A 25,654-nucleotide genomic window follows, 5' to 3' on the forward strand; every position below is an offset into this window, starting at 1 on the left:
CATAGTATGAACCGGTGACCTCCCCCGAGAGCCTCGATGTCCTGCGGCGCGTGTTCGGCTACGACGCGTTCCGCGACGGCCAGCGCGAGATCGTCGACCACGTGGTCGGCGGCGGGGACGCGCTGGTCCTGATGCCGACCGGCGGCGGGAAGTCGCTGTGCTACCAGATCCCGTCGCTCGTCCGGAAGGGCACCGGGATCGTCATCTCGCCGCTCATCGCCCTCATGCAGGACCAGGTCGACGCACTGCGCGCGCTCGGCGTCCGCGCGGGCTTCCTCAACTCCACCCAGGATTTCGAGGAGCGCCGCGTCACCGAGGCGCAGCTCGTCGCGGGCGAGCTCGACCTGCTCTACCTCGCACCCGAGCGGCTCCGGCTGCCCGCCACGGTCGAGCTGCTCGACCGCGCCGACGTCGCGCTGTTCGCGATCGACGAGGCGCACTGCGTGTCGCAGTGGGGGCACGACTTCCGTCCCGACTACCTGATGCTGTCCGGCCTGCACGAACGCTGGCCGGACGTGCCGCGCATCGCGCTCACCGCCACCGCGACCGACGCGACCCGCCGCGAGATCGCGTCCCGCCTCCGACTGGAGGACGCGCACCACTTCGTCGCGAGCTTCGACCGTCCCAACATCCAGTACCGCATCGAGCCGAAGACCGACGCGAAACGCCAGCTCCTGCGCCTCCTCCAGACCGAGCACAAGGGCGACGCCGGGATCGTCTACTGCCTGTCCCGCAACTCGGTCGAGAAGCACGCCGCGTTCCTCACCGAGAACGGCATCGAGGCCCTCCCCTACCACGCGGGCCTCGACGCGGAGACCCGCGCGTCCAACCAGGCCCGCTTCCTCCGCGAGGACGGTCTCGTCGTCGTCGCGACCATCGCGTTCGGCATGGGCATCGACAAGCCCGACGTCCGCTTCGTCGCCCACCTCGACCTGCCGAAGTCCGTCGAGGGCTACTACCAGGAGACGGGCCGCGCCGGACGCGACGGGCTGCCGTCCACCGCCTGGCTCGCCTACGGCCTCCAGGACGTCGTCAACCTGCGCAAGATGATCGACGGCGGCGAGGGCGATCCCGCGTTCCGCCGCCGCCAGGCCGCCCACCTCGACTCCATGCTCGCCCTCTGCGAGACGGTCGAGTGCCGCCGCGTCCAGTTGCTGAACTACTTCGGCCAGTCCGGGGAGCCGTGCGGCAACTGCGACACGTGCCTGACCCCGCCCGAGTCGTGGGACGCGACCGTCCCCGCGCAGAAGGTGCTGTCGGTGATCGTCCGGCTCGAACGCGAGCGCCGCCAGAAGTTCGGCGCCGGGCACATCATCGACATCCTGCTCGGCAAGAAGAGCGCCAAGGTCATCCAGTTCGACCACGACTCGCTGAAATCGTTCGGCGTCGGCACCGAGCTACGCGAGACCGAATGGCGGGGCGTCGTCCGCCAGCTCCTCGCGCAGGGTCTGATCGCCGTCGAGAGCAACCACGGCACCCTCCTCCAGACCGACGCGAGCGGCAGCGTCCTGCGGGGCGAGCGCAAGGTGATGATGCGGCGCGAGCCCGACCGTCCCGCCACGAAGCCCGCCAAGGCCGCGAAGGACCGCAAGGCCCCCGCCGCCGACCTCCCGGCCGAGGCCCAGCCGATCTTCGAACGCCTCCGCGCCTGGCGCGCCGCCACCGCGAAGGAGCAGGGCGTTCCCGCCTACGTCATCTTCCACGACGCCACCCTCCGGGAGATCGCCACCGTCCTTCCCACGACCCTCGCCGAACTGGGCCACGTCAACGGCGTGGGCGAGAACAAGCTCGCCAAATACGGCGACCAAGTCCTGGAAACCCTGACACTTTCGGACGAAACCCCCTAACTCACCAAGCCCGAAAATGCCGATGGGAGCCCCTTCAACATCCGGACCACGACCAAAGTTGATCAAGCAGTGTTCAGCGACACGCCGGGGTCGCCAGCACAACCGACGGATCGCTGAAACACCGGCCTCCAACGGACTCCTCTTCCCTCCGCGCACCTGCAGCTTTACCGTGGCGTCCTCATCGCCCCTACAAGGGTTCGCAACCGGACGTCGATCCCGACGAGGAACCCGCCGTGCTGCGACGCCCACACGTCCTCATCGCCCCTACAAGGGTTCGCAACTGACGCCGCCGATGGAGACGTGGGCGCCCTTCCACCAGTCCTCATCGCCCCTACAAGGGTTCGCAACACTCCGACCAGCGCGGACGCCAAAATCCCGGCTTCGCCATGTCCTCATCGCCCCTACAAAGGTTCGCAACTATGAGGAGTGGCAGTCGTGCCGGGACCTCATGGGTCCTCATCGCCCCTACAAGGGTTCGCAACGATTCTCCATCGCGGGAATTCGCGGATCTTGAGGTCCTCATCGCCCCTACGAGGGTTCGCAACACTGCAACCCACGATCACGACCAGGCCGACGCGCTCGTCCTCATCGCCCCTACGAGGGTTCGCAACGACCTCGGCGAATCCCATAGAAGGTGAGGAGACGAGTTCGCCCAATACGGCGACCAAGTCCTGGAACCCTGACGCCCCCGGACAAAGGTCAGTGACCGGGCTCGGGCGCCGACAGTTTTCCGACGGAGTCGGCGTAGTACGTCGACTCGGCCACGTGGAAGGCGATCTGCCGGAAGTTCCATCCCTCGCCGGGTGACCGGTCAAGCTGGTCCGCGGTGAGCGCGGTCAGCCGGTCGGACCAGATCTGTCCGAGCCGGGTGAGCCGGCTGACGGCCTCGTCCAAGTCCTGGTCGGTAAAGGGCGCCAGGTCGGCGGGAGTCGTGATCGCCGACGCATGCCAGTCGTCGGGAATGGTCGGACGCCCGGCCAGCCGCGCCTCCACCTCGGCCAGATGGTCGACGAGGTGGTCGGCGACCCGGCGGATCGCCTTGTGCGGGGTGTAGACGCGTTCTCCCTCGGGCACCGGACGACCGTCCCACGCCGTCCAGGTCGCCGCCAGGTCGAGCACATGGTCGACCATCGACGTCACAAGCAACGCCGGTTCGCGGTCATCGGTGATCGGCACCTCATCGGACATCCACGGCCTCCAGCTTGGAGATTCAGAACTGGGCGAACGCGGCCATTGGCCATCGCCCAGGGGAAGCCGACAGTGCTTCCGGCCTCAAGCTAGATCGCGGATATCTCCACGCCCGTCGAAATATGGACGGACAGCCGCCAGGGCCCATTTCATTCGGAGTCCCAGGCCGAACGCCACCGCTTGGACGGCTGAGGCCCGCGCGGCGGCCGGTCCGCCGGACGGCTGAGGCCGCACGGCGACCGAGCTCTAACCGCGGCGTCCGAGCCCGTAGCCGTGGCGACTCTCAGGGATCTCTCAGGAAACCGCCTGGACTTCTGCCAGGCGCGCCCGGTTACCTGATCGCCATGCGAATCGACCGTAAGACGATCGCCGCCGGGGTCGGCGCGGCCGGGCTGCTCGGGCTCGGGCTGTACCTGGCCGTTCCGGCGGCCGCGGACGACCCGTCGCCGTCGTCCTCCCCGTCGGCGCGGCCGCACCATTGGGACAAGGGCCACCCTGAGCAGGGCCGTCCGGAGAATGGACGTCCGGGTCAGCCGCACCGGTGGGGACGCGGCGGGTTCCGGGGCGGCGGCGGGCTCGGCGGCGTGCACGGTGAGGCGACAGTCCGGCGCAAGGACGGCTTCCACCTCGCCGTCTGGCAGCGCGGCAAGATCACCGCCGTGTCGGGGACGACGCTGACCGTGCGGAGCGACGACGGCGTGTCCTGGACGTGGACGACGAACGACAAGACGTTCGTCCGTAAGAACGGCGACAAGGCGGAGCTCAAGTCCCTCGCGAACGGCGACCAGGTGATGGTCGCGGGCGAGCGGTCCGGCGAGACCCGCACGGCGCGCGTGGTCCGCGTCCCGAAGGCCCGGTAGGTCGGGTACGGCGGGTACCTTCGGAGCCACGACCTGGGCGGACGTCACGATCAGCGGGAGCCGATGAGCGAGAACCGGCGGGTCCTCGTCGTGGACGACGAGGCCAACATCCGCGACCTGATCGAGGTCGCGCTGCGCTTCCATGGCTTCGCGACCAGCACGGCGGCGACGGGGGCGGACGCCCTGCGCGCCGTCCGGACGGAGCGTCCCGACCTCGTCCTGCTGGACGTCATGCTCCCCGACCTGGACGGCTTCGAGGTGTGCCGGAGGCTGCGCGCGGACGGCGACCAGGTCCCGGTGATCTTCCTGACCGCGCGGGACACGCCGTCCGACACCGTCATAGGTCTCACGCTCGGCGGCGATGACTATGTCACCAAGCCGTTCTCGATCGAGGCGCTGGTCGCGCGGGTGCGGGCGGTGCTGCGCCGGACGGCCCCGCCGTCCGCCGAAACGGACGGCGAGGTGCTGCGCGTCGCCGACCTCGAACTGGACGAGGCGCACTGGCGCGTCCGCCGCGGGGGCGTGGACGTCGACCTCTCGCCCACCGAGTTCCGCCTGCTCGCGTACCTGATGCGGCACGCCGGGATGGTGCTGTCGCGGTCCCAGCTCCTCGACGGCGTGTGGGGCTGGGACCAGGGGAATCCGCAGGTCGTCGAGACGTACATCAGCTACCTGCGGCGCAAGCTCGACCCGCTCGGCACCCCGCTCATCCACACCCAGCGCGGCGTCGGCTACGCGCTGCGGCCATGACGCTCAACGCCCGGCTGCTCGCGGGCCTGCTCGGCGTCACCTTCGCCGGGCTGGCGATCATGGGCCTGGTCAGCGCGCTCGTCCTGCGCGGCTACCTGATGAACCGGGTGGACGAGCAGCTCCGGGCCACCCGGGACCGCGCGGTGTCCCGGCTGCTGCGCCCCGGCCTGCCGGAGCAGGGCGTCGCCCCGGCGCGGTTCGTGGTGCTGGCGGTCGGGCCGGGCGGGCAGGCGCGCGTGCTCAGCGGCGACCTGCCGTCCCCCGAACGGGCCGTCGCCGAGGTCGAGCGCCTCGGCCGGGACGAGCTCGCCGCCCGCGCCCGCACCCTCGAACCGTTCTCCCTGCCGGGGCTGCGGGCGGTGGCGCGCCCCTGGCGGAACGGCGTCGTGGTCGTGGCCGCGCCGCTGAGCGAGATCCATTCGGCGGTGCGGAACCTCGTCCTCACAGAGGTCGCGACGGCCGCGCTGCTGCTCGCCGCGCTGATCGTGCTCGGCCGGTGGCTGATCGGCCGCGGCCTGCTGCCGCTCGGCCGGATGGCCGCGACCGCGCACGCGATCACGGTCGGCGGCGACCTGCGCGCCCGCATGCCGGACCCGGGACCGCGCACCGAGACGGCCCGCCTCGCCGCCGCGATCAACGTGATGCTGGAGCGGATCGAGCAGGCGTTCTGGGCGCGCAGCCGCTCGGAGGCCCGCGTCCGCGAGTTCGCCGCCGACGCCTCGCACGAGCTGCGCACCCCGCTGACGACGATCCAGGGCTACGCCGAGCTGTACCGGCACGGCGCGCTCGGACCAGACGAGCTCCCCGACGCCATGCGCCGCATCGAGGACGAGGCCGCCCGGATGAACAAGCTGGTCAGCGACCTGCTGGAACTGGCCCGCCTGGACCGCGAGGCATCACTGCGCCCCGCACCGACCGACCTGGTCGCCCTGGCCCGCGACGCGATGTCCGACGCCGCCGCCGCAGAACCCGCACGCCCCCTCATCCTGGACGCCCCGGAGACGCTGGTCGCAGACGTGGACGAGGCGCGCATCCGGCAAGTCCTGGCGAACCTACTGGCGAACGTCCGCGCGCACACTCCACCCGGCACACCCGCGACGATCCGCCTAGCGCCGGGCGTCATAGAGGTGACCGACGAGGGCCCGGGCATGTCCGCGGAGGACGCCGCCCGCGCGTTCGAGCGTTTCCACCGAGCCGAACAGGGCGCGACGGGCGCGGGCCTGGGCCTCCCGATAGTCGCCGCCATAGCCGCCGCCCACGGCGGCCACGCCGAACTGTTCTCCGAACCCTCCAGAGGAACGACCGTCCGCATCACCCTCGGCCCACCTAGCCTTCCCCACTAACCGCCGTTGGTAGCCTCGGACGGGGTCATCCGGTGCCGCAAGATGAGGTCCAGCGCGGTGGCCGCCGACCTGGCATCCCCGCAGGGGGAGACGAACCCGCCGCGCCCATCTCCCGCCTCGAAGTAGGCCCACGCCCGCCCCGGCACAGCCCGCACGGTCACGACGGCCCCGACCTTGTCCACGGCCCCGTCCCAGCACACCCACAGCAGCGGCACGGGAAACCGGAACTCCTCCCGGTCGTACAGGCCGACGCACCGCCACCCCATCGGCAAGAGCGCAACCCGCAGCGCTTCCAACCTGCGCACCGCCCCGTCATGGCCCAGGCACGTCCGACGGTCCAGGACGACCCGCCACCGCCCAACCACGCCACGTAAACCCAACCCGCCCACACCCTTCCCTCTGATCCATCGAGCAGCCTTCGTCCTACGCGAACGGGTCACACCGCACACTGCGCCCAGACCCACTTCCCGCTGGGCTCGGTCGGGGTCACGCCGCACGCGGACGCCAACGCCTCCACGATCGGCAGCCCGCGCCCACCCGTCCCGTCGTCATGGCCCCGGTCCAAGGCCGCCGCATCAGGAGCCGCGTCCCCGGCCACCGCCTCCAGCGGACGCTTGATCGTCGGCCTGCCGTCCGAGGAGTCCCACACCGCGAGCAGCACCCCGCACGCCACCCGCGTGAACCGCACCCGGATCACGCCACCGTCCGGCGTGTGCACGACCGCGTTCGAGACCAGCTCACTGGCGATCAACGTGACGTCGTCCCGCATTCCCGCCAGCCCCCACGCGGAAAGCCGCAACTCCACCAACATCCGCACCTGCGCCGGAGCCGTCCGCGCCGCCAGGAATGTCTCATCCAGGGGTCCGGCGGCCACCACGTCGGCCCTCACCGGACCCCCTGTTGCGTCGAACGAACCCACTGCGATCACCTCCGGTCGCCTCGCGCGGTGGCAACTTTAATGGATATCGCGATAAGCATTCAAGTGCTACGCGTGAACTAGTGATCGCAGAGTGTGGTCAGCGTGCCGGGAGGGCGGTCAGACGGGCTGGCGGTAGGTCAGCTCGTACAGATGCGAGCCTTTGACCAGGACCGAGACCTCTACGGGACGGTCGTCGTGGGAGAAGGCGACCCGGAACTGGCGGATCACGGGGACATCCGGCAGCGCCAGGAGGTCGATCTCATCGCTCGTCGGCATCCGCGCGGACACGGCGTCCACGAAGTGCTGGAGTTCGTATCCGAGGGCGGCCAGAACGCGGTGCGCCCCGCCGGGGATCCTCTTCGATCCGGCGAGCGCGGTACCGCTCGCCAGTTCCAGCGGGTAGTACGACCATTCGACCTCGACGGGTCGTCCGCCGTGGCGTAGCAACCGCCGACGCAGCAACACAGGCCCGCCCGCGTCGAGGTTGAGCGCCCCAGCGACCTCGTTCGGCGCCGGGACCTCTCCGACGTGCAGCAGCTCGTAGGAATAACCGCCAGGAGAGGGTGAGAAATAGGCCCCGACCTCCACCCTGAACGGCTGGCGGTCGCGGACGTACACGCCCTTGCCTTGACGGCTCATCAGATAACCCTCGGCTTTGAGCACCGCCAGAGCCTTCTGCACGGTCGTGTTGGAGACGCCGAACTCTGTGACCAGCAGTGCCGTGGAAGGCAGTTGAGTTCCCGGCAGGAGGTCTCCGGCCATGATCCGGGCCCGTAGTTCCGCCGCCATCTGCTCGTACGGGGGACGGTCATCCGCTCGTCGCGTCATCGCACTCAACCCGCAACCAGCCGGTACCGCAGATGGCGCCCCTCAGCGACCATCACCATGACAGACGCCTCGAAGACCACGCCTTCGGCGTCCAGGCAAGTACGCGACAGGACGATCACCGGCGTCCCTGCGGGCAGGTTCAATTCGGCGGCCTCGTCGGCCGTGGCGTCCCGGAAGGCGATGTCCTCCCGGGCCTCGTGCACCGAATAGCCCATATTCGCAAGCAGGGTCACGGCCCCACCCTTGATCTTCCCCATGGCGGCGAGGGCGGTGCCATCAGCGACCTCGACCGGATACCACGAGTCGGTGAGCTCGACGGGCCGTCCATCGAGGAGCATCGTTCTGCGCCGCACCACGGCTGGACGTCCAGGCGCCAGCCCCAAGGCCGTGGCCACGTCCGGGGGCGGAACCTCTGTCGACACGTCCCGCAACCGCTGCGCGCCGACCCGTCCAGCCTGCGCAGCCTCTTCGGTCCACGCATCGACCTGGCCTTCTTGCCTGGGAGACAGGTACGGCAGCGAACTCACGACCCACACGACACTCGCCCCTTCAACGCCCTCTACTTATCGCGAAAACCATTATGGCTGCTGTCTGGCTCCAGTCGCCCGTACCGGAGGCTCAGGGGAAGTTAATCGGGCAGGTCCAGCTCAGTCATCGAGGAGGATGCTGGATGATCGACGACGTTAGGTCTGAGCAGGTTTACGAGATCACTCGGTTTGTGGACGTTCAGGCGGCGCCGGCTGATGGGGAGCCGAGTGCGTGCTTCCTCTATTGGGACCAATCAGGTGCCGCAGGTGGAGATCGCCGCTGAGCGGTATCGCCGGGGGCTCGCTCCGTTGATCATTGCGACCGGGGGCGTCAACCGGCACAACCAGATCATCGAGGGACGGGTGTTCCGCGATCTGCTCGTCGAGCGCGGCGTGCCTGCCGGCGTGATTCGCGTCGAGGATCAGTCGGCCAACACATGGGAGAACGTGGAACGGGCGTTGCCGTTCCTGCGCGAGGCGCTCGCGGCCGGGCTGGCGGTCACGGCCGTGACCAAGTGGTATCACCGCCGGGCGGTTCATGTTTTGAAGACCGTCGCGCCCGAGATCGGGCCCTTCCACGCGATCGGCTGGGATCCCGTTTACTCCGGCGAGGTGATCACCCGGCACAACTGGCCGGATGTCCCTGCCGCGCGGCGGCGGGTGGTCCGTGAGTGGGACGAGGTCACCCGCCGGGTCGGGGACGGGAGCTTCGCCACCGCCGAGCGGTCCGGCGGTGTTTGGCGCTGACCACCGCGCGCCCGGCACATCCAGGGCGGGCTTCGCGGCGGAAGCCTTCGAGGTCACGATTCGGCTCCTGTCCCATTTCGCCTGCCGTTCGGCGGACCGTGAGGCTTTTCGCGAGCAGAGGGCGGATTGAATGCGCTGTCTACGGCCGCATTGATGTGGTCCGCTAGGTTTTGGGGACATGCAGCCGCCGACGGGTACGCCTCCGATTCCTTATGCGGGGTACCACGCCGGGCCAAGGCGGGTCCTCGTCCTGAACCTGCGTCGCGGGCTGGTCTCGGGGCCCTCGGTCACCGTCAACATCGACGGTAACGACTATCCGCAGCGCTGGGGCCGGGCGGCATTCGAGATACCGGGAGACCGGCCGGTCGCGGTGGCGGTCTTTCAGAGTCTGCGGGGCCGCCAGGCGGGGCTTGCCACGACGGTGCTGGCGCCCGGAGCGCCGCCCGAGTTGGAGTATCGCGGCCCGGCCCACCTGGCGATGGCCGGTGAACTCGGACTGCCCGGCACCGTGCGGCAGCGCGGGCTGGCGATTCAGTCCGTGCTGCTCGGCTGCCTGGGTCTGGTGCTGCTCTTCCTCCTGCTCTTCTTCATCGTCATTCTGACAAGCGCGTAAGGCTCGCAGTGCCAGAGGGATTGGTAGAGGCCGGGGCGGGCGATCAGGTCGGCGTGGGTGCCTCGGTCAGCGACATGGCCCTCGTCCAGGACGATGATTTCGTCCACGGCGTCCAGGCCGGTCAGGCGGTGGGTGACCAGCAGGGTCGTGCGGCCTTCGGTGGCGGTCAGCAGGTCGGCCGTCAGGGCGTCGGCGGTCGGCAGGTCCAGGTGTTCGGCGGGCTCGTCCAGGAGGAGGATCGGGAAGTCCGCCAGGAGGGCGCGGGCCAGGGCTATGCGTTGGCGTTGGCCGCCGGAGACCTGCGCGCCGTGTTCTCCGACCCGGGTGTCCAGGCCCTGGGGCAGGGAGTCGATCCAGTCGAGCAGGCGGGCGCGGCGGAGGGCGTCGCGGAGTTCCTCGTCGGTGGCGGACGGACGGGCCAACCGGACGTTCTCCCCGATGGTCGAGTCGAAAAGGTGGGCGTCTTGGGCGCAGAGCCCGATGACGCGGCGTACGTCGTCGCCGGATAGCGCGCGGAGGTCGATGCCGTTCAGCGTTACCGCGCCGCCGGACGACTCCAGGAAGCGGAGGAGGACGGCGGTCAACGTCGTCTTGCCCGAACCACTCGGGCCGACGATTGCGCAACGGCGTCCTGGGGTCAGGTCGAGGGAAACGTCGTCGAGTGCGTAGGGCGCGTCGGTCGTCCAACGGGCGCGCAGGTGCTCCACCTTGAGCGTGTATGGGGCTGAGGGTGGTGCCGCTGGGTCTATTGGGTCGCTGACTGGCTCGGGGGTGTCCAGGACAGCGAACACGCGGGCTGCGGAGTGTCGAACCCGTTCCAAGTACTGCGCGGCCAAGGGCAACCCGGCCACGACCTCGAACGCGGCCAGTGGCAGTAGGACGACCACTGCCAGCAGCACGCCGTCCAGCGTCCCCGCGCGGACGGCCGGGACGCCCACGGCGAGGCTGCCCCACACGGCCAGACCACCGGCGAGAGCCGAAATGGCCGCGCCTATTCCGGCGGTCGTGGCGGAACGGGCGGACGCGCGGGTGAAATCCCTGTCTATTCGGGTTGCTTCGGCGAGGTGTGCAGGGGCGGCGCCATAGGCGATCAGTTCGGGTGCGCCTTGGAGGGTGTCGACCACGTGGGCCGTCAATTCCGCGCGGAGTTCGGTCGTTCGGCGTTCGGTACGGCGCGCCATCACCGCCGACAGCCAAGGGGCCACGACACCCGCGACCAGCAAGGCCAACAGGAGAACGACCCCAGCGGACGGCAGCAACGCCCAGGCCACTCCGACCGATGCGCCGCCCACCACGGCCGCGACCGTGCACGGGAGCAGGACGCGAAGGAAGAGGTCCTGGACGGCGTCCACATCAGCGACGAGACGGTTCAGCAGGTCGCCGCTGCGGAAGGCGGGCAGGCCGCCGGGCGCCAGCCGTTCCAGCCGTTCGTACACGCGGGCCCGCAGGTCGGCCAGGATGCGGAACGTCGCGTCGTGCCCGGTGAGACGCTCCACGTAGCGGAACACGCCGCGTCCCAGGCCGAAGGCGCGGACGGCCACGATCGCCACCATCAGCATCAGCACCGGCGGATGCTGCGCCGCCCGCGAGATCAGCCAAGCGGACGTCGCCATCAGCCCGACGCCGCTGCCCAGCGCCAGCGCGCCGAACACGACCGCAAGCGCCAGCCGCCACCGCGCCGGACGCGCGAACCTGATCAGCCGGAGAATCATGTCAGCACCCCCGCCGGTTCGATCTCGACGACCCGATCCGCCAGGCCCATGAGCGTCGGACGGTGCGCCGCCAGGACGACCGTCCGCCCGCGGGCCAGCCGCCGCACCGCGTCGATCACGGCCGCCTCGCTCGCCGCGTCGAGGTTCGAGGTCGGCTCGTCCAGCAGCAGGAGCGGCGCGTCGCGGAGGAACGCGCGGGCCAGGGCGACGCGCTGGCGTTGTCCGGCCGAGAGGCCGTGGCCGCCTTCGCCGAGCACCGTGTCGAAGCCCGCCGGGAGCGCGTCGACGAACTCCAGCGCGTTCGCCGCTCGCGCCGCCTCGCGCACGTCGGCGTCGGACGCGTCCGGACGGCCGAGCCGGATGTTCGCGGCGACCGTCCCGGCGAACAGGTGCGGACGCTGCGGCACCCAGGCGATCCGCGCCCGCCAGGCGTCCGGGTCGAAGGAGTCGAGCGCGTCCCATTCGACCAGGACACGTCCCGCATCAGGACGGACGAACCCCATCAGCACGGCGAGCGCGGTCGACTTCCCGGCCCCGCTCGGCCCGGTCAGCGCGACCGTCTCCCCCGAATGGACGGTCAGCGAGAAGCCGTCGAGCGCGGGCGCGTCGCGGCCCTCGTAGGCGACCGTCACGCCCTCCAAGCGGAGCGTGGCGTGCGCCAGGTCGGGGACGTCGGTCCGCGTGCCCGTGTCCGGCGCCGGGGTCTCGACGACCTCGAAGATCCGGGCGGCGGCGGTGAGGCCCTCGACGCTCGCGTGGTACTGCGCGCCGACCTGGCGCAGCGGCAGGTACGCCTCCGGCGCCAGGATCAGGACGAGCAGCGCCGTCTCGAACCCGAGCCCGCCGTCCACCAGCCGCAGACCGATGGACACGGCGACGAGCGCCACCGACAGCGTCGACAGCAGTTCCAGGACCAGCGCCGACAGGAACGCGATCCGCAGCGTCGACATCGTCGCCCGCCGGTGCCGGTCGGTGATCTCGCGGATCCGGTCCGCCTGCGCCCGCGCGCGGCCGAAGACCTTCAGGGTGGGGAGACCGGCGACGACGTCCAGGAAGTGGGCGGCGAGCACCGACAGGACCCGCCACTGCCGGTCCATCTTCCGCTGCGTGGTGAGCCCGACCAGGATCGCGAAGACGGGGATGAGCGGCAGCGTCGCCGCGATCGTCACGGCGGACAGCCAGTCGCCCAGCAGGATCCGCGCGCCCACCGCCACCGGGACGATCACCGCGAGGACGAGCTGGGGCAGGTAGCGGGAGAAGTAGTCGTCCAGCGCGTCGATCCCGCGGGTGGCGAGGGTGGCCAGCTCGCCGCTGCGCTCGCCGGACAGCCAGCGCGGCCCGAGCCGCAGCGCGTGCGCGAGCAGCCGCCCGCGGAGCTGCGACTTCACGGCGGCGGACGACCGGTGCGCCGCGACCTCCTGCAACCAGGCGACGAGCGACCGGCCGAGGACGACCGCGAGCAGCAGGAAAAGCGGGACCCGCAGGTCGGAGAGGGACGCGCCGCCGAGGAAGGCGCGGGTGAGCATGTCCGCGAGCAGCGTCGCCTGCGCGATGATCAGCCCGGCGGTGGCGGTGCCGAGCGCAACGGACGCAACAAGGAAGACCCGCGTCGTCCGCGCGTGCTTGAGCAGCCGGGGGTCGAGCGGCTTCATCGGACTGGCTCCGCCTTACGGGCCGGGCGGGCCGGGATCTGCGCCGTCCCGATCCGCTTCCGGAACACCCAGTACGTCCAGCCCTGGTAGATCATCACGATCGGGGTGAACACCGCCGCGACCCACGTCATGATCTTGAGCGTGTAGGGGGAGGACGAGGCGTTCTCCGTGGTCAGGCTGTGCGCGGCGACGGTCGTGGACGGCATCACGTCCGGGAACAGCGCGATGAACAGGGTCGCGACGGCGAGCACGATGGCGGCGCCCGTCCCGATGAACGCCCAGCCCTCGCGCCCGCGCCGGTTCGCGACGGCGGCGAGCACCAGCCCGCCCGCCGCGCCCGCGACCGTCAGCCAGGTGACCGGCTTGCCGTGCTGGAACTGGGTGATCAGCAGGAACGTCCCGCCGGACGCGATGGCCGCGACCGCCGCGACGCCCGCGACGCGCCGCGCCCGGAACCGGATCCCGCCGGACGTCTTCAGCGCCAGGAACACCGCCCCGTGCAGGACGAACAGCGCCGTCGTCGTCAGCCCGCCGAGCAGCGCGTACGGGCCGAGGAGGTCGGCGAGCGTCCCGGCGTACTCGTGCCGGGCGTCCAGCGGCACGCCCCGGACGATGTTCGCGAACGCCACGCCCCACACGAACGCGGGGACCAGGCTGCCGACGAAGATCGTCCTGTCCCAGCGGGCGCGCCAGCGCGGATCGTCCCGCTTGCCCCGGTACTCGAACGCGACGCCGCGCACGATCAGCGCGAGCAGGATCGCCAGCAGCGGCAGGTAGAACCCGCTGAACAGCGTCGCGTACCACTCGGGGAACGCGGCGAACATCGCGGCGCCCGCGACGATGAACCAGACCTCGTTGCCGTCCCAGACAGGGCCGATGGTGTTGATGACGACGCGGCGCTCGGTGTCGTCCCGGCCGAGGACGGGCAGCAGCATGCCGACGCCGAAGTCGAAGCCCTCCAGGAAGAAGTAGCTCGTCCACAGGAAGGCGATGATGATGAACCAGACCGTGGTGAGTTCCATGACCGGCATCCCTTAGTAGGCGAACGCGAGCGGGCGCTCGGCGTCGTCGGCATCGCCGTCGTCGCCGTCATCCGGAGGCAGGACTTCCTCCTCGGACGGCGGCCCGGCCTTCGCGTACTTGATCAGCAGCCCCGCCTCGATCACCGCGAGGACGGCGTAGAGCACGGTCAGCGACACGACGGAGATGAGCATCGACGACGCCGACACACCCGGGGACACGCTCGCCGACGTCTTGAGCACGCCGAACACCGACCAGGGCTGGCGTCCCATCTCCGTGAAGATCCATCCGGCGGAGTTGCCGATGAACGGGAGCGTCAGCGACACCATGCCGACCCGGTACACCCAGGGGTTGGACGGCAGCCGTCCGCGCCGCAGCAGCCACAGCCCGGCCAGCGAGACGAGCGCGGTGAGCATCCCGACCCCGACCATGATCCGGAAGTTCCAGTACGCGACCGGGACGAACGGCCGGTAGTCGCCGGGCCCGTACTTCGCGACCTCCGCCGCCTGGACGTCGTTGATCCCCTTCACCTCGCCGTCGAAGGTGCCGGTGGCGAGGAACGACAGCACCCGCGGGACCTTGATCCCGAAGACCTCCTTCTCGCCGTCCGGCGTCCCGACCGTGAACACCGAGAACGACGCGGGCTGCTCCGTCTCGTACAGCGCCTCGGCGGCGGCCATCTTCATCGGCTGCTGCTCGGTCATGACCTTGCCCTGCACGTCGCCGGTGACGGCCACGCCGATGGACGCGATCGCCGTCACCGCCAGCGCGAGCTTGAGCGACGGCCGGAACACCTCGACGTCCTTCTTCCGCGCCAGGTGCCACGCGCTGACCCCGGCCATGAACATCCCGCCGGTGACGAACGCGGCCGTGATCGTGTGCGGGAACGAGACGAGTTGCGTCGAGTTCGTGAGGACGGCCCAGAAGTCGGTGAGGACCGCGCGTCCCGTCTCCTGGTCGACCCGGTACCCGACGGGATGCTGCATCCAGGAGTTCGCGGCGAGGATGAAGTAGGCCGACAGCAGCGTCCCGACGTGGACGATCCAGATGCACGCGAGGTGCACGCGCTTCGGCAGCCGGTCCCGTCCGAAGATCCACAGCCCGAGGAACGTGGACTCGACGAAGAACGCGAGGAGCCCCTCGATGGCGAGCGGCGCGCCGAAGATGTCGCCGACGAACCGCGAGTAGTCGCTCCAGTTCATCCCGAACTGGAACTCCTGCACGATCCCCGTGACGATCCCCATCGCGAAGTTGATCAGGAAGAGCTTCCCCCAGAACCGCGCGGCGCGCATGTACGGGGGCCGCCCGGTCCGCACCCAGGCCGTCTCCAGGATCGCGACGAGCGCGGACAGCCCGATCGTCAGCGGGACGAACAGGAAGTGGTACACGGTGGTGATCCCGAACTGCCACCGCGCGATGTCGAGCGAGTCCATACCCGCGCCCCTTCGCCATCTACTACAGCTCGTAGTACTACGACCCGTAAGAAATACTACAAGCTGTAGTACTACAAGACGTCGTTAACTCCCTCACAACACTCCGGGGACGCCCGGTACCCTGGCCGGGGCCCGCACCCACTGGACCGGAGGCCCCACCGGCCATGCACGCGCTGACTCTCCCGTTGCCCTCCGGCGACACGTGGACCCGGGCAGAGTTCGAGGCGCTGCCGGAAGACCTCCCCGTGCGCGTCAGCCTCGTCCACGGGGATCTCGTCGTCGGCCCCCGGCGACGCCCGATCCACCAGCGCATCGCGCGACGGCTGGCGACCCGGCTCGAAGACGCCGCTCCTCTGACCCAGCAGGTCGACACCGACGTGGACGTTCTCCTGGACGACGACGAGACCGAGCCGGTCGAGATCGCTCCCGACATCGTCGTGTACTCCGCCGACCACGACCCCTACGAGCGTCCGATCCGCGCCGAACTGGTCACCCTCGTCGTCGAGGTGGTGTCACCGTCCACCAAGCGCAAGGACCGGCGGGCGCACCCGGAGCTCTACGCGGAGGCGGGAATCCGTCACTTCTGGCGCGTCGAGACCGAACAGACCGCACCGGCGTTCGCGATCTACACCTACGAGATCGACGACGCCACGGGACGGTACGTCGCGACCGGCGTCCACCACGACCGCATCTCCGTGACCTCGCCGTTCGCCCTCGACATAGAACTCAAGCCCCTCCACGAACACTGACCTCCCGCCGCGCCTCGGCTGGGCGTTGGCCGCCGGGGCCGTGGCTGCGGGGCCGGGTCAGGCGCCGGTGCCCGTCTGGACGGCGGTGGTCTCGAGCCGGTTGTGCTGGCAGACCGGACCGCCACCCCACGTCGCGACGACCGGCGCGGTCTCGTCCGGCGGGATCATCTGGAGGACGGTGGCGGTCGGCTCGCACTGCGGACCGGTCTCGTCGTCGGCCGGAACGGCCGTCCAGTGCAACCGCGTGTACGCCTTGCCGCCGACCGCGAGGACGATCGTGGAGGCGGTGCCCGCGCGAACCACCGTCGTGCCGAATCCCTCGCTCTGGTTGCCGAGCCCGAGCCCCGGCCACCCGTACATCCGGCAGGAATGCCCCGAGGTGTTGGTGAGGACCAGGCGTGCGTACCGTTGCCCCGCACCAGCGTCGTAGCCGGTGACGACGGCGCTCAGTCCGGCGCTGTGGCAGCGGGGCGTGGCGGCCGGCGTAACCCCGGCGCCGCTCCCGGATCCGCCCGGACCGCTGGTGGCAGTGCGGCTCGGCGCGGTGCTCGCACCGACTGTCGTGCCCCCGGCGCCGCCACCCGCGCTCTCACTCACGGAGGGTGATGACGACGGCATGGCGCCGGTGGATCCGGACTTGCCGTCCCCACAGCCCGCGGTGGTCATCACAGCAGCGACGGTCAGCGCCACGGCGGCCGGCTTGACGAACGACATTCGCACTCCTTAGAGGTAGCGCACCGCATCGCGGAGCACCGGGGCCACACCGCACATGCCGTCCTGGTGAAGGGCAGTGCCTCAACTGCTGGGATGCCCGCACCCACGTCGTTGTTCGAGATCACTTCGGACACATCAAGCCAGACCCGAACAGCGCATCTCCACGACCTCGCCGTTCGCCCTCGACATCAACCTCAAGCCCCTCCACGACCACAGCTTGGCCACTGTGGCGGATGGCGGTCAGCATCCCTCGCCTGGTTGTCCCCTGGACATAGCGAGGGTCTGGTGGCGTTCGCGGTCATGGACATCTGCGGTGCAGGGGCCTGAAGATCGTCACGGATGCCACGGCGCTGAACGACGTCCGTGACCTGGCCGCCGACGAAACCGTCGTGGAGATCGAGCCCGCGCTCGTCCGGCATCTGATCGCGCACTACGCCGACCATCACGCGAAGGGATGACCGTGGTCGATCTGCTGACCGGCGGCGCGTTCGGCTCGATCTTCCGCACCGCCCGCCGCTCGGCGTTTCGGCTGGAGACGAGGGACCGCTACAACGTGCCGTCCGAGCGGGAGAGGGTGCGTCGGTTCCTCGCCGGGGACCCGGACGAGGACTATCTGCGCGCCGCGCACGACTGGGGAGCGATGACGCGCGCGGCGGCGGCCGCTGGGCGGCCGTTCCGCCGCGTCCGGGTGGTGACGGTACCGCTCGGCGACTACTCCCGATACGCCGTGTGGTCGGCGCAGGGCAACCTCAGGGCGGGCGAGGAGATCCGGTATCTGGACCGGGACCGGGCCGACTCACTGGGCCTGCCCGTTCGGCCGCCGCATGACGCCTGGTTGCTCGACGACGAGCGGGTCGCCGTCCTCCACTTCGACGGCGAGGACCGGCTGCTCGGCGCCGAGCTTCTCGATGACCCGGCCGCTGTCGGGCGGCACCGGGCCTGGCGGGACACCGCCTGGAAAGCGTCCGTGAGCCGGGACGAGTTCCTGCGGGGTCTGTGAACCGGCGCTCATGGCCACGTCACATCAGGAGGCCCGCGAGGCGCTCGGAGTGCGGTTGCGCGAGTTGCGTCAGGACTCGCGGCTCACGCAACGGCGGCTCGCCGACCTGGCCGACTGGCACGAGTCGAAGGTCTCCAAGATCGAGCATGGCAGGCAGACGCCGTCCGAGGACGACATCCGCGCGTGGTGCCGCCTCGTCGGTGCCGAGGACCACCTCCCCGACCTGATCGCCACCGTCCGGAACATTACCAGCGCGTACCGGGAGTGGCGGCGCGAGTGGCGGGCCGGCGCGCACCGTCGGCAGCGGGCCTTCGCCGCGCAGGAGGCCGAGACCCGGCTGTTCCGGATCTTCGAGCCGATCGTCATCCCCGGCCTGCTCCAGACCCGCGAGTACGCCGCGCAGCGTTTCCGGGACAACATCGCCTTTCACGGGACCGGCGGTGACGTCGAGACCGCCGTCCAGGCCCGCATGGACCGCCAGGACATCCTGCGCCGCGGTAACCGGGACCGCCGGTTCCACATGGTGGTGTGCGAGGTCGCGCTGACGATCGGCCTCGCCGACGCCGATGTGCTGGTCGGGCAGTTGGAGCGGCTGCTGACGTTGTCGATCATGCCGCGCCTCAGCCTCGGCGTCATCCCGACGCGCGTCCGCCACCGGCGGGCCCCGCATCACGGTTTCTGGGTGTTGGACGAGCGCCTGGTCCTCGTCGAGACCGCGGCGGCGGAGCTGGCGATCACGCAGCCGCGGGAGATCGCGGTGTACGTCCAGGAGTTCGACTGGCTGGCGTCGTCCGCCGTCTACGGTCCCGCCGCCCGGGACCTGATCAATGGTGCGATCCGGACACTTGAAGCAAGCTGAAGCAAGTTCCTGGCCCCGCACGCTCCGCCTGGTGGACGCTCAAAGTCAAGCGACATGACCACCAAGGGGAAGGCTCCCATGCCGATCGACGCTCACATGGCCCTCGCCACCGAAGAGCCCACCGGCTGGCCAGGGATCCGCGCGAGCTCGTCCTGTCCGAGACGTTCGAGCTGTTGACAGAGGACATCCGCAGGTACCACCACGTGACTCATGGCTACGCCGAGCGGATGCTCGGACAAGCCCTCGTCTTCCTCAAGGCGCAGGCGAACATCGTCCGTGCCCGAGAAGAGGGGAAGCCGTGGGTGCGGATCGTGCCGACTGTTCCGGTGGACCCGGCCTGGCATGCGTTTATTCTTCGGTCGCAGGCGTATGCCGCATTCTGCGACGAGCACGCTGGGCGGTACATCCACCACGTGCCGTTCCAGGACGAGGCGATCCTGTCGGGCGACACACTCGAAGTCACCATCCCGGCACTGAGAGCCACCGGTTACCAGGTCGACCTAGAGTTCTGGGAGGGCGAGCGCAAACCCTGCTGCCCGCCTGAGTGCGTCCCGCCAGAGGCCAACCGATGAGCTGTCCGATCGCGCCCGACACCACCAAACCAGCAGGTCGCGCGCCCACGCATTTCCACTGCTACCGGTGGTCAGGCGCCGGACGGGAGTGGGAGCGCCTCGGGAAGACCGACACGCTCGACCTGGACAGCCCGGACCACCCACCCGTGCGGACCGTGGACTGGCTGGTCAAGTCGCCCCGGTTCATCGCGGCCGTCCACATTGTCCCGGTGGACGCGCGGGACTGGCTGATCGCCGAATGGGATCGGGAGTGTCGTAGGGCGATGTATGCGTCCCCGACTGGGTGAACGGCCACGGGCGTGCGGTGCGGGCGTTGAAGGCTATCGAGACGGGGTGCTGGCCGTCCTACAGCCAGTGGCTCGTCGGTGGTGTGATCGTCTTCATGTCGGTTGTCGGGACTCCCGAACACTGCCATTGAGGGGAGCTAGAACGCCTCGCATTTCTCGTGGGAGAGATGCGAGGCGTTCTGGGGGGGTGTGGGTTAGTGGCGCAGGCCCTTGGGGACGGTGCAGCCGGGGCGGTTCAGGTCGAGGACCGTGCCGGGGGCGATGCAGGGGGCCAGGGTGTAGGTCTGCTGGCCGTAGCCGATGTTCGGGCGGACCGTGACCTGGCCGGACTCGTCCACCTCGCAGGGGTTGTTGAGCGTGCAGCGCTGGCCGCTCTCGTTGATGGTGTTGTTCGCGCCGATGACCTTGCCGGTGGAGGCGTCGATGACCGGGGAGCCGGACGTCCCGCCGATGATGTCGCACTGGCTCGTGTAGCGGAGCGAGTCCTTCCACGTCCACTCGGACTCGCGGACGCGGTAGGCGAAGCCGTCCAGCTTGCAGGAGTAGATGCGCTTCCAGTAGCCGGACACGACGCGCAGGTCGGCGCCAGTGGTCGGGTGCGTCGTCTGCAGCTCAAGCGCGGGCGTGTTGTAGCTCTGCTTGATCTGGGCGTAGGTGCTGCTGAGCTTGTAGAGGGAGACGTCCGTGTCGGTCATCGTCCCGTACAGCATCGTCGTCGCGCGCAGCGTGCCGAGGGAGCCCGTGCCGCTGGGGTTGAGCAGGCTGAACGTCCGGCTGGACGGCTGGTTCTTGATGACCTGTCCGGCGGACGGCATGCCGCCGTCCAGGCAGTGGCCGTTGGAGAGCACGAGCGCCGGGTCGGAGTCGGCGGCGCCGGGCACGCGCACGAGGGAGCCGGAACAGTTGCTGAGGGCGACGATCCCGGTGAAGTCGACCGCGCGCTTGACCGGCGCCTGGGGCGCGGCGGGAGCGGCGTGCGCGGCGGACGCCCCGGCGGTCACGGCCGCGGTTCCTAGGACGGCCGCGGCGAGCACGCCGAGAATGCGTCTTGGCATGGCGGGGGGTCCTCTCGGTGTGATAAGGAGGGAGCAGCGCGATGTTAACGAGGGTTAACTAAGGCGTCGAGTTCCCCGTCGCGGGCGGCATGGCCGAACTGGGCGAACACGCCGAATTCGGCAGGCATTGCAAAGTCGTCCGGACCGATCGACCTTGATCGCCCGCATGCCTACACTTCCGGCATGGACCTCAGGGACGCCACGCGCATGATCCTCTCCGAGTCGGCGCCGCATCCGGAGCTGCTCCGGGTGAGCCGCCGGACGCACGACGAACTGGCCCGCGGCGGGGAGGTGCGGCACACCGAGCTGAGCTGGATGCTCGGCGAGGCCGCGCGCAAGAACGTCTACCCCGCCCTCCACGCCCGCTACGGCTCCGCCGCGTTCGAGGAGATGGTCCTCGTCCTCGGGCGGGAGATCGACCGGCAAGCGCCGATCTGGTAGCGGCCGGTGCGCACCGCGGGCAGGGGAGCGCCGGACGCCGCGCAGCCCTGGAACGAGATCGTCCCGGGGCTGTGGATGGGCGGCCACCACTACGCGGACTCGTCGGGCGGGCGCGTCCCCGCCGTCGTGACCGACGAGTTCGACCTGGTCATCAGCCTTTACCTGCGGGAGGGGCACGGGCCGCCCGGGAACGTCGAGCACCATTTCACCGACCTCCCCGACGGGCCGCTGACCGCCGACCAGATCGAGGCGGTGTGCGCGCTCGCCGCCACGGCCGTGGACGCGCTCCGCGACGGGCGGCGGGTGCTCGTCCGCTGCCACTCCGGGTACAACCGGTCGGGGCTCGTCGTCGCGCAGAGCCTCGTGAGCATGGGCTATCCGGCGGACGACGCGGTGTTCCTCGTCCGCTATCGACGGTCGAAATGGGCGCTGAACAACGGCCTCTTCGTCGACTACCTCACCACCGGGCTGGACGTCGCGCGGCTGCTGACCGGGCTCGACGAACTCCCCCAAGGCGACGACGTCTGAGCCCGTTCGTGGGCCCCCGGTAAAGGCGGGCCGCAACGTTCCTCCCGGGACGGGGCATAACGCGGTACCCCGGCGACGTTAGACTCAACGAATCATTCTTCGGCGCCCCGACGGCGCCAGGCTCGTCCTTGCAGGCCGCGCTCACCGTGGAGCCTCCCGAGACGTGCCCCCTCTCGGAAGGTAATGCGTGACCACAGCTGACGCTGCACAGAACCCGACCATGCCCGGCGACGCCTCCACCGACAACGAGGCGACGAGCGAGGAGCGGGTTCCGACGTTCGCCGAGCTCGGCCTCCCGCCGTCGCTGGTGAACGCCCTCGGCCGGCAGGGCATCGAGAACCCGTTCCCGATCCAGGCCGCCGCGATCCCCGACGTGATGGCCGGACGCGACGTCCTCGGCCGCGGCAAGACCGGTTCCGGCAAGACCCTGGCCTTCGGCCTCCCCATGCTCACCCGGCTGTCCGGCCGCAAGGCCGCGCCGAAGCGCCCGCTCGCGATGGTGCTCGTCCCGACGCGCGAACTCGCCCAGCAGGTGCAGACCAACCTGGAGCCGCTCGGCCGCGGCCTCGGCCTCCGGTTCAAGACCGTCATCGGCCAGACCTCCATGTTCAAGCAGATCGACGCCCTGCGCCGGGGCGTCGAGATCGTCGTCGCCACCCCCGGACGCCTCAAGGACCTGATGGGCCAGGGCGCCTGCGACCTGTCCGACGTCGAGATCGTCGTGCTGGACGAGGCCGACCACATGGCCGACATGGGCTTCCTGCCCGACGTCACCGACATCCTCGACGGCGCGCGCCGCGGCGGGCAGCGGCTGCTGTTCTCCGCCACCCTCGACCGCGACGTGGACGTCCTTGTCAAGCGCTACCTGGACGACCCGGTGACCCACGCCATCGGCCCGGTCGACGAGTCCGTCGACACGATGGAGCACCACCTCCTCCTGGTCGCGCCCAAGGAAAAGGCCGCCATCACCGCCGAGATCGCCAACCGCGAGGGCCGGACGATCCTGTTCGCCCGCACCAAGCACGGCGTCGACCGGCTCGCCAAGCAGCTCACCCAGGCGGGCGTCCGCGCGGCGGGCCTGCACGGCGGCAAGAGCCAGGGCCTCCGCACCCGCACGCTCGCCGAGTTCCGCGAGGGCTCGATCAGCGTGCTCGTCGCCACCGACGTCGCCGCCCGCGGCATCCACGTGGACGACGTGTCGCTCGTCATGCACGTCGACCCGCCCGCCGACCACAAGGACTACATGCACCGCGCCGGGCGCACCGCGCGGGCGGGCGAGCGCGGCACGGTCGTGACGCTCGTCCTGCCGCACCAGGTGCGGTCCACGTCCGCGATGACGCGGCGGGCCGGGATCGACGCGCCGCGCGTCCGGGTCACCACGGGCGACTCGGAGCTGGTCAAGCTGACCGGGGCCCGGACGCCGTCCGGCATCCCGATCGAGGGGCCGATCATCCCGGAGCGGCCGCGCCGCGAAGGGGGCGGCCGGGGCCGTCCGGGCGGACGCCGCGGCGGGCGCGGCCCGCGCTCGTTCGACCGCGACCGCCAGGACGGACGCCGCCGCGGCCCGTACGAGTCCCGCGACGGCGAGCACCGCGCGTCCTACCCGCGTCCGGACGGCGAGCGCGCCGGCGGTGGCGGCGGCGGCGAGCGGCGCGGTGAGCGCCGCGGCGGCGGCCCCCGCACCGGGGGCGGCTCGCACGGCAACCGCCGGGGCGGCTACAACCCCGAGCGCCGCGCGGCCCGCTACAACTGACCCACCCGCGACTGACCGACACGCATAGGAAGCCCCGCCCGTACGGGCGGGGCTTCTTTTCTTTGCAAACCCGGTCGGTGTTGGACGACGTCGAAGCGTGTAGCGGCCGGACGGACCGGCCGGTGGGCGCCCGAACGCGGCGCCGCTGAGGGGGGTCGGCGTCGATGTCTCACGGATACGGCTCGTCGGTGCCGGTGGTGATCCGCGTCCAGCCGCCGTTCGCGCCGCCGCCGGACGGTCGCGGACCCCGGGACCTGCCGGTCCGGGCGAGCATCGGCGACACCCGCACCGACCTGCGCGTCGGCGACAACCCGATCACCCTGCCGCCCGGCGAATGGCCGATCCGCATCTGGCTCTCGTACTGCGGCGTCAAGTCGGGACGGGCCGAGATCACGGTCGACACGCGGCCGGGACGCCCGATCCTGCTCTACTACACGACACCGCGCACGATCTACAACCAGGGCGTCCTCGGCTACGAGCCGGTCGAACGCCCCGGCGGGGAGACCCTCGCCCTCATCTACACACTGGTCCCGCTCATCGGCCTGCTGGCGGCCGTCATCGCCTTCCTGCTCCTCCGCTGACACCGAACGTCGGCCGCTCGGCGGCGCGTCAGTCGGTGTCCGTCGGTTCGGCGAGGCGGCGGAGTAGGGCTATGAGCTGGTCGCGTTCGGTCTCGGTGAAGCCGCCGAAGAGGCGGTCTCCCACGTCGGTGGCCGTGCGGCGGGCCGTGGCGAGCGTCCGGCGGCCGTGGGCGGTCAGCGTGACCGAGTAGGCGCGGCGGTCGTGGGCGGAGCGCTCGCGGGTGACGAACCCCGCCTCCTCCAGGTCGTCGATGGCGCGCACCATCGTCGACTTGTCGATGCCCGTGAGGTCGATGAGGCGCCGCTGGCTGGACGGCCCGTACAGCTCCAGGGCGAACAGCATCGTGAACTCGCGGACGTCGATCCCCAGCGGCCGCAGCTCGTCGTTGACGCGCGCCCGGCTGCGCTGGTGCGCGGCGGCGAGCAGCATGCCGAGCCCCACGTGCCGGGCGTCGCCGTCCCCGGACAGGAGGCGTTCGAGCAGATCGTCGAGCATGCCTCCATGGTAGGACCGTTTGATATACTCTCAGATGAGACTTTCTCGCGAGGTCCAAAGGTGGGCGGCACCCTCGACCGAGCTAGGAGAGACGAGCATGTCCGAAATGACCCGCCGCCGCGCCTTGAAGGTGTCCGGACTCGCCGCCGCCGCCGCGGCCGCCGTCCCGCTGGCGGCCGTCCCGTCGAGCGGGGCCGCCGCGAGCGAGCCCCGGCGGCGCCCGGCGCGCGGCCGGATCGACACGCACCACCACGCCGTCCCGCCCAGGATGCGGGAGTGGGCCGTCGCGCAGGGCCTGCTCCCGCCGACCGGCGGACCGGCCTGGGCCCAGTGGACCCTTCGGGACACCCTCCACACCATGGACGCCAACGGCATCGCCGTGGGCGTCGCGTCAGCGCCCGTCCCGGCCGAGGCGTTCATGGACCGCAAGGCCGCCGTGTCCGGCGTCCAGGTCTGCAACGAGTCGCTGGCGGAGCTGGTGCGCGACCACCCCACCCGGTTCGGTTTCTTCGCCAACGTCGCGATGCTGCACCCCGACCTGGCCGTGAAGCAGGCCGCGCACGCCTTCGACGTCCTCGGCGCGGACGGCGTCCTGCTCAACACCTCCGCCGCCGGGCACTACCTCGGACACCGGATGTTCGCGCCCCTCTTCGCCGAGCTGAACCGGCGCCGCGCCGTCGTGTTCACCCATCCGGTTACGCCGAAGGGCATCGTCGAGGTGCCGGAGGTCGGCGACTGGCTCGGCGACTTCCTGCTCGACACGACCCGCACGGCCCTCAGCCTCATCTCCACCGGCGCACTCGACCGCTACCCGAACGTGTCGATCATCCTGTCCCACGGCGGCGGGTTCCTGCCCTACATGGCCGGACGCGCCGAGCGCTGGGGACGCGAGGACGGCGGGCCCGACCCGGCGAAGATCCGTCCGGCGCTGCGCCGCTTCCACTACGACACGGCGCTGCCGACGTCGCCCTACGCGACGCCGACCCTGCTCGCCGCCGCGGGCGCCGACCGCGTGCTGTTCGGCACGGACTGGCCCGCCAACTCGGCGAAGGAGGTCGGGATCAACACCGCCGGGTTCGACCGCGACCCCGGCGTGAACGGACGCGCGCACCGCGCGATCGTCCGCGACAACGCGCTGCGACTCCTGCCCCGCCTCGCGAAGCGCCTCACCGGATGAGCC

General features: G+C 70.5%; 28 protein-coding genes and 1 CRISPR repeat array. Of the genes, 16 read left to right on the forward strand and 12 right to left on the reverse strand.

Translation table 11 applies throughout. The features are described 5' to 3' along the window. Positions 1 to 14 precede the first annotated feature (14 nt). Complete coding sequence (gene recQ, locus FXF68_RS07845) at positions 15 to 1,847, forward strand: DNA helicase RecQ (protein ID WP_148758301.1); 1,833 nt, start codon at positions 15 to 17, stop codon at positions 1,845 to 1,847. A gap of 174 nt (positions 1,848 to 2,021) precedes the next feature. After that, a CRISPR array of direct repeats spans positions 2,022 to 2,458; the repeat unit is 30 nt; unit sequence GTCCTCATCGCCCCTACAAGGGTTCGCAAC. 88 nt (positions 2,459 to 2,546) lie between these two features. Here recQ and FXF68_RS07850 read toward each other — a convergent pair. Further along, on the reverse strand, positions 2,547 to 3,035 hold the full coding sequence (locus tag FXF68_RS07850) for a hypothetical protein (RefSeq protein WP_148758302.1): 489 nt from the start codon (positions 3,033 to 3,035) through the stop codon (positions 2,547 to 2,549). 344 nt (positions 3,036 to 3,379) lie between these two features. On the opposite strand from FXF68_RS07850, the gene FXF68_RS07855 reads away from it, so the two are divergent. From FXF68_RS07855 to FXF68_RS07865, 3 genes are all read left to right on the forward strand, one after another. Then, a complete protein-coding gene (locus FXF68_RS07855; protein ID WP_148758303.1) occupies positions 3,380 to 3,895 on the forward strand; it encodes a DUF5666 domain-containing protein in 516 nt (171 codons plus the stop codon). Between the two features lie 63 nt (positions 3,896 to 3,958). Continuing rightward, entirely contained in the window at positions 3,959 to 4,645 is a 687-nt protein-coding gene (locus FXF68_RS07860) for a response regulator transcription factor (RefSeq protein ID WP_148758304.1), read from the forward strand. Then, positions 4,642 to 5,988 carry a sensor histidine kinase gene (locus FXF68_RS07865; RefSeq protein WP_148758305.1) on the forward strand — a complete coding sequence of 449 codons (1,347 nt, stop codon included), beginning with the start codon at positions 4,642 to 4,644 and terminating at the stop codon, positions 5,986 to 5,988. The genes FXF68_RS07860 and FXF68_RS07865 overlap by 4 nt, the downstream gene beginning before the upstream one ends. Here FXF68_RS07865 and FXF68_RS07870 read toward each other — a convergent pair. From FXF68_RS07870 to FXF68_RS07885, 4 genes are all read right to left on the reverse strand, one after another. Then, positions 5,985 to 6,293, reverse strand: a complete 309-nt coding sequence (locus FXF68_RS07870) for a hypothetical protein (RefSeq protein ID WP_148758306.1) — start codon at positions 6,291 to 6,293, stop codon at positions 5,985 to 5,987. The two genes, FXF68_RS07865 and FXF68_RS07870, sit on opposite strands and share 4 nt — an antisense overlap. 131 nt (positions 6,294 to 6,424) lie before the next feature. Beyond that, complete coding sequence (locus FXF68_RS07875) at positions 6,425 to 6,877, reverse strand: ATP-binding protein (RefSeq protein ID WP_148758307.1); 453 nt, start codon at positions 6,875 to 6,877, stop codon at positions 6,425 to 6,427. A 147-nt stretch (positions 6,878 to 7,024) separates the two neighbouring features. Further along, positions 7,025 to 7,735: a GntR family transcriptional regulator gene (locus FXF68_RS07880; RefSeq protein WP_148758308.1), complete on the reverse strand. Its 711-nt coding sequence runs from the start codon at positions 7,733 to 7,735 to the stop codon at positions 7,025 to 7,027. A gap of 5 nt (positions 7,736 to 7,740) precedes the next feature. Beyond that, positions 7,741 to 8,262, reverse strand: a complete 522-nt coding sequence (locus FXF68_RS07885) for a GntR family transcriptional regulator (protein ID WP_246178484.1) — start codon at positions 8,260 to 8,262, stop codon at positions 7,741 to 7,743. Positions 8,263 to 8,529: 267 nt separating this feature from the next. On the opposite strand from FXF68_RS07885, the gene FXF68_RS07890 reads away from it, so the two are divergent. After that, positions 8,530 to 9,009: a YdcF family protein gene (locus tag FXF68_RS07890; RefSeq protein WP_187437802.1), complete on the forward strand. Its 480-nt coding sequence runs from the start codon at positions 8,530 to 8,532 to the stop codon at positions 9,007 to 9,009. A 178-nt stretch (positions 9,010 to 9,187) separates the two neighbouring features. Next, positions 9,188 to 9,622, forward strand: coding sequence for a hypothetical protein (locus FXF68_RS07895; RefSeq protein ID WP_148758311.1), 435 nt, complete (start codon positions 9,188 to 9,190; stop codon positions 9,620 to 9,622). Here FXF68_RS07895 and cydC read toward each other — a convergent pair. From cydC to FXF68_RS07915, 4 genes are read right to left on the reverse strand one after another with little or no spacing between them, the layout of a single operon-like run. Then, positions 9,541 to 11,334, reverse strand: a complete 1,794-nt coding sequence (gene cydC, locus FXF68_RS43000; protein WP_148758312.1) for a thiol reductant ABC exporter subunit CydC — start codon at positions 11,332 to 11,334, stop codon at positions 9,541 to 9,543. The two genes, FXF68_RS07895 and cydC, sit on opposite strands and share 82 nt — an antisense overlap. Further along, complete coding sequence (gene cydD / locus FXF68_RS43005) at positions 11,331 to 12,986, reverse strand: thiol reductant ABC exporter subunit CydD (protein ID WP_148758313.1); 1,656 nt, start codon at positions 12,984 to 12,986, stop codon at positions 11,331 to 11,333. The genes cydC and cydD overlap by 4 nt, the downstream gene beginning before the upstream one ends. Continuing rightward, positions 12,983 to 14,008: a cytochrome d ubiquinol oxidase subunit II gene (cydB, locus tag FXF68_RS07910; protein WP_148758314.1), complete on the reverse strand. Its 1,026-nt coding sequence runs from the start codon at positions 14,006 to 14,008 to the stop codon at positions 12,983 to 12,985. The genes cydD and cydB overlap by 4 nt, the downstream gene beginning before the upstream one ends. Before the next feature lie 12 nt (positions 14,009 to 14,020). Beyond that, a complete protein-coding gene (locus FXF68_RS07915; protein WP_148758315.1) occupies positions 14,021 to 15,439 on the reverse strand; it encodes a cytochrome ubiquinol oxidase subunit I in 1,419 nt (472 codons plus the stop codon). 164 nt (positions 15,440 to 15,603) lie between these two features. On the opposite strand from FXF68_RS07915, the gene FXF68_RS07920 reads away from it, so the two are divergent. Further along, a complete protein-coding gene (locus tag FXF68_RS07920; RefSeq protein WP_148758316.1) occupies positions 15,604 to 16,188 on the forward strand; it encodes a Uma2 family endonuclease in 585 nt (194 codons plus the stop codon). 57 nt (positions 16,189 to 16,245) lie between these two features. Here FXF68_RS07920 and FXF68_RS07925 read toward each other — a convergent pair whose 3' ends face one another. Beyond that, on the reverse strand, positions 16,246 to 16,902 hold the full coding sequence (locus FXF68_RS07925) for a DUF4232 domain-containing protein (protein ID WP_148758317.1): 657 nt from the start codon (positions 16,900 to 16,902) through the stop codon (positions 16,246 to 16,248). Between the two features lie 454 nt (positions 16,903 to 17,356). Between FXF68_RS07925 and FXF68_RS07930 the strand changes: the two genes are divergently transcribed. The 4 genes from FXF68_RS07930 (at position 17,357) to FXF68_RS07945 (ending at position 19,620) form a co-directional block, all read left to right on the forward strand. Further along, positions 17,357 to 17,902 carry a DUF6879 family protein gene (locus FXF68_RS07930; RefSeq protein ID WP_246178486.1) on the forward strand — a complete coding sequence of 182 codons (546 nt, stop codon included), beginning with the start codon at positions 17,357 to 17,359 and terminating at the stop codon, positions 17,900 to 17,902. A gap of 10 nt (positions 17,903 to 17,912) precedes the next feature. After that, positions 17,913 to 18,761: a helix-turn-helix domain-containing protein gene (locus FXF68_RS07935; RefSeq protein ID WP_148758318.1), complete on the forward strand. Its 849-nt coding sequence runs from the start codon at positions 17,913 to 17,915 to the stop codon at positions 18,759 to 18,761. A gap of 173 nt (positions 18,762 to 18,934) precedes the next feature. After that, positions 18,935 to 19,333, forward strand: coding sequence for a glycine-rich domain-containing protein (locus tag FXF68_RS07940; RefSeq protein ID WP_222869865.1), 399 nt, complete (start codon positions 18,935 to 18,937; stop codon positions 19,331 to 19,333). Beyond that, complete coding sequence (locus tag FXF68_RS07945; protein ID WP_148758320.1) at positions 19,330 to 19,620, forward strand: hypothetical protein; 291 nt, start codon at positions 19,330 to 19,332, stop codon at positions 19,618 to 19,620. The genes FXF68_RS07940 and FXF68_RS07945 overlap by 4 nt, the downstream gene beginning before the upstream one ends. Before the next feature lie 194 nt (positions 19,621 to 19,814). Here the strand turns inward: FXF68_RS07945 and FXF68_RS07950 are convergent, their stop codons facing one another. Further along, positions 19,815 to 20,675, reverse strand: coding sequence for a S1 family peptidase (locus FXF68_RS07950; RefSeq protein WP_148758321.1), 861 nt, complete (start codon positions 20,673 to 20,675; stop codon positions 19,815 to 19,817). Positions 20,676 to 20,858: 183 nt separating this feature from the next. On the opposite strand from FXF68_RS07950, the gene FXF68_RS07955 reads away from it, so the two are divergent. From FXF68_RS07955 to FXF68_RS07970, 4 genes are all read left to right on the forward strand, one after another. Further along, positions 20,859 to 21,116, forward strand: coding sequence for a hypothetical protein (locus FXF68_RS07955; RefSeq protein ID WP_148758322.1), 258 nt, complete (start codon positions 20,859 to 20,861; stop codon positions 21,114 to 21,116). Between the two features lie 6 nt (positions 21,117 to 21,122). Next, positions 21,123 to 21,644 carry a protein-tyrosine phosphatase family protein gene (locus FXF68_RS07960; RefSeq protein ID WP_222869866.1) on the forward strand — a complete coding sequence of 174 codons (522 nt, stop codon included), beginning with the start codon at positions 21,123 to 21,125 and terminating at the stop codon, positions 21,642 to 21,644. 220 nt (positions 21,645 to 21,864) lie between these two features. Next, positions 21,865 to 23,397 carry a DEAD/DEAH box helicase gene (locus tag FXF68_RS07965; protein ID WP_148759306.1) on the forward strand — a complete coding sequence of 511 codons (1,533 nt, stop codon included), beginning with the start codon at positions 21,865 to 21,867 and terminating at the stop codon, positions 23,395 to 23,397. A 164-nt stretch (positions 23,398 to 23,561) separates the two neighbouring features. Then, the gene (locus FXF68_RS07970; protein ID WP_148758323.1) at positions 23,562 to 23,978 is read left to right on the forward strand and encodes a hypothetical protein; all 417 of its coding nucleotides are present in this window, start codon (positions 23,562 to 23,564) and stop codon (positions 23,976 to 23,978) included. 28 nt (positions 23,979 to 24,006) lie between these two features. Here the strand turns inward: FXF68_RS07970 and FXF68_RS07975 are convergent, their stop codons facing one another. After that, complete coding sequence (locus FXF68_RS07975) at positions 24,007 to 24,474, reverse strand: MarR family winged helix-turn-helix transcriptional regulator (protein ID WP_148758324.1); 468 nt, start codon at positions 24,472 to 24,474, stop codon at positions 24,007 to 24,009. Positions 24,475 to 24,571: 97 nt separating this feature from the next. On the opposite strand from FXF68_RS07975, the gene FXF68_RS07980 reads away from it, so the two are divergent. Further along, on the forward strand, positions 24,572 to 25,651 hold the full coding sequence (locus tag FXF68_RS07980) for an amidohydrolase family protein (RefSeq protein ID WP_187437803.1): 1,080 nt from the start codon (positions 24,572 to 24,574) through the stop codon (positions 25,649 to 25,651). Positions 25,652 to 25,654 lie beyond the last annotated feature (3 nt).

The organism is Actinomadura decatromicini (assembly GCF_008121305.1).
In the GTDB taxonomy this organism is placed as follows: domain Bacteria; phylum Actinomycetota; class Actinomycetes; order Streptosporangiales; family Streptosporangiaceae; genus Spirillospora; species Spirillospora syzygii.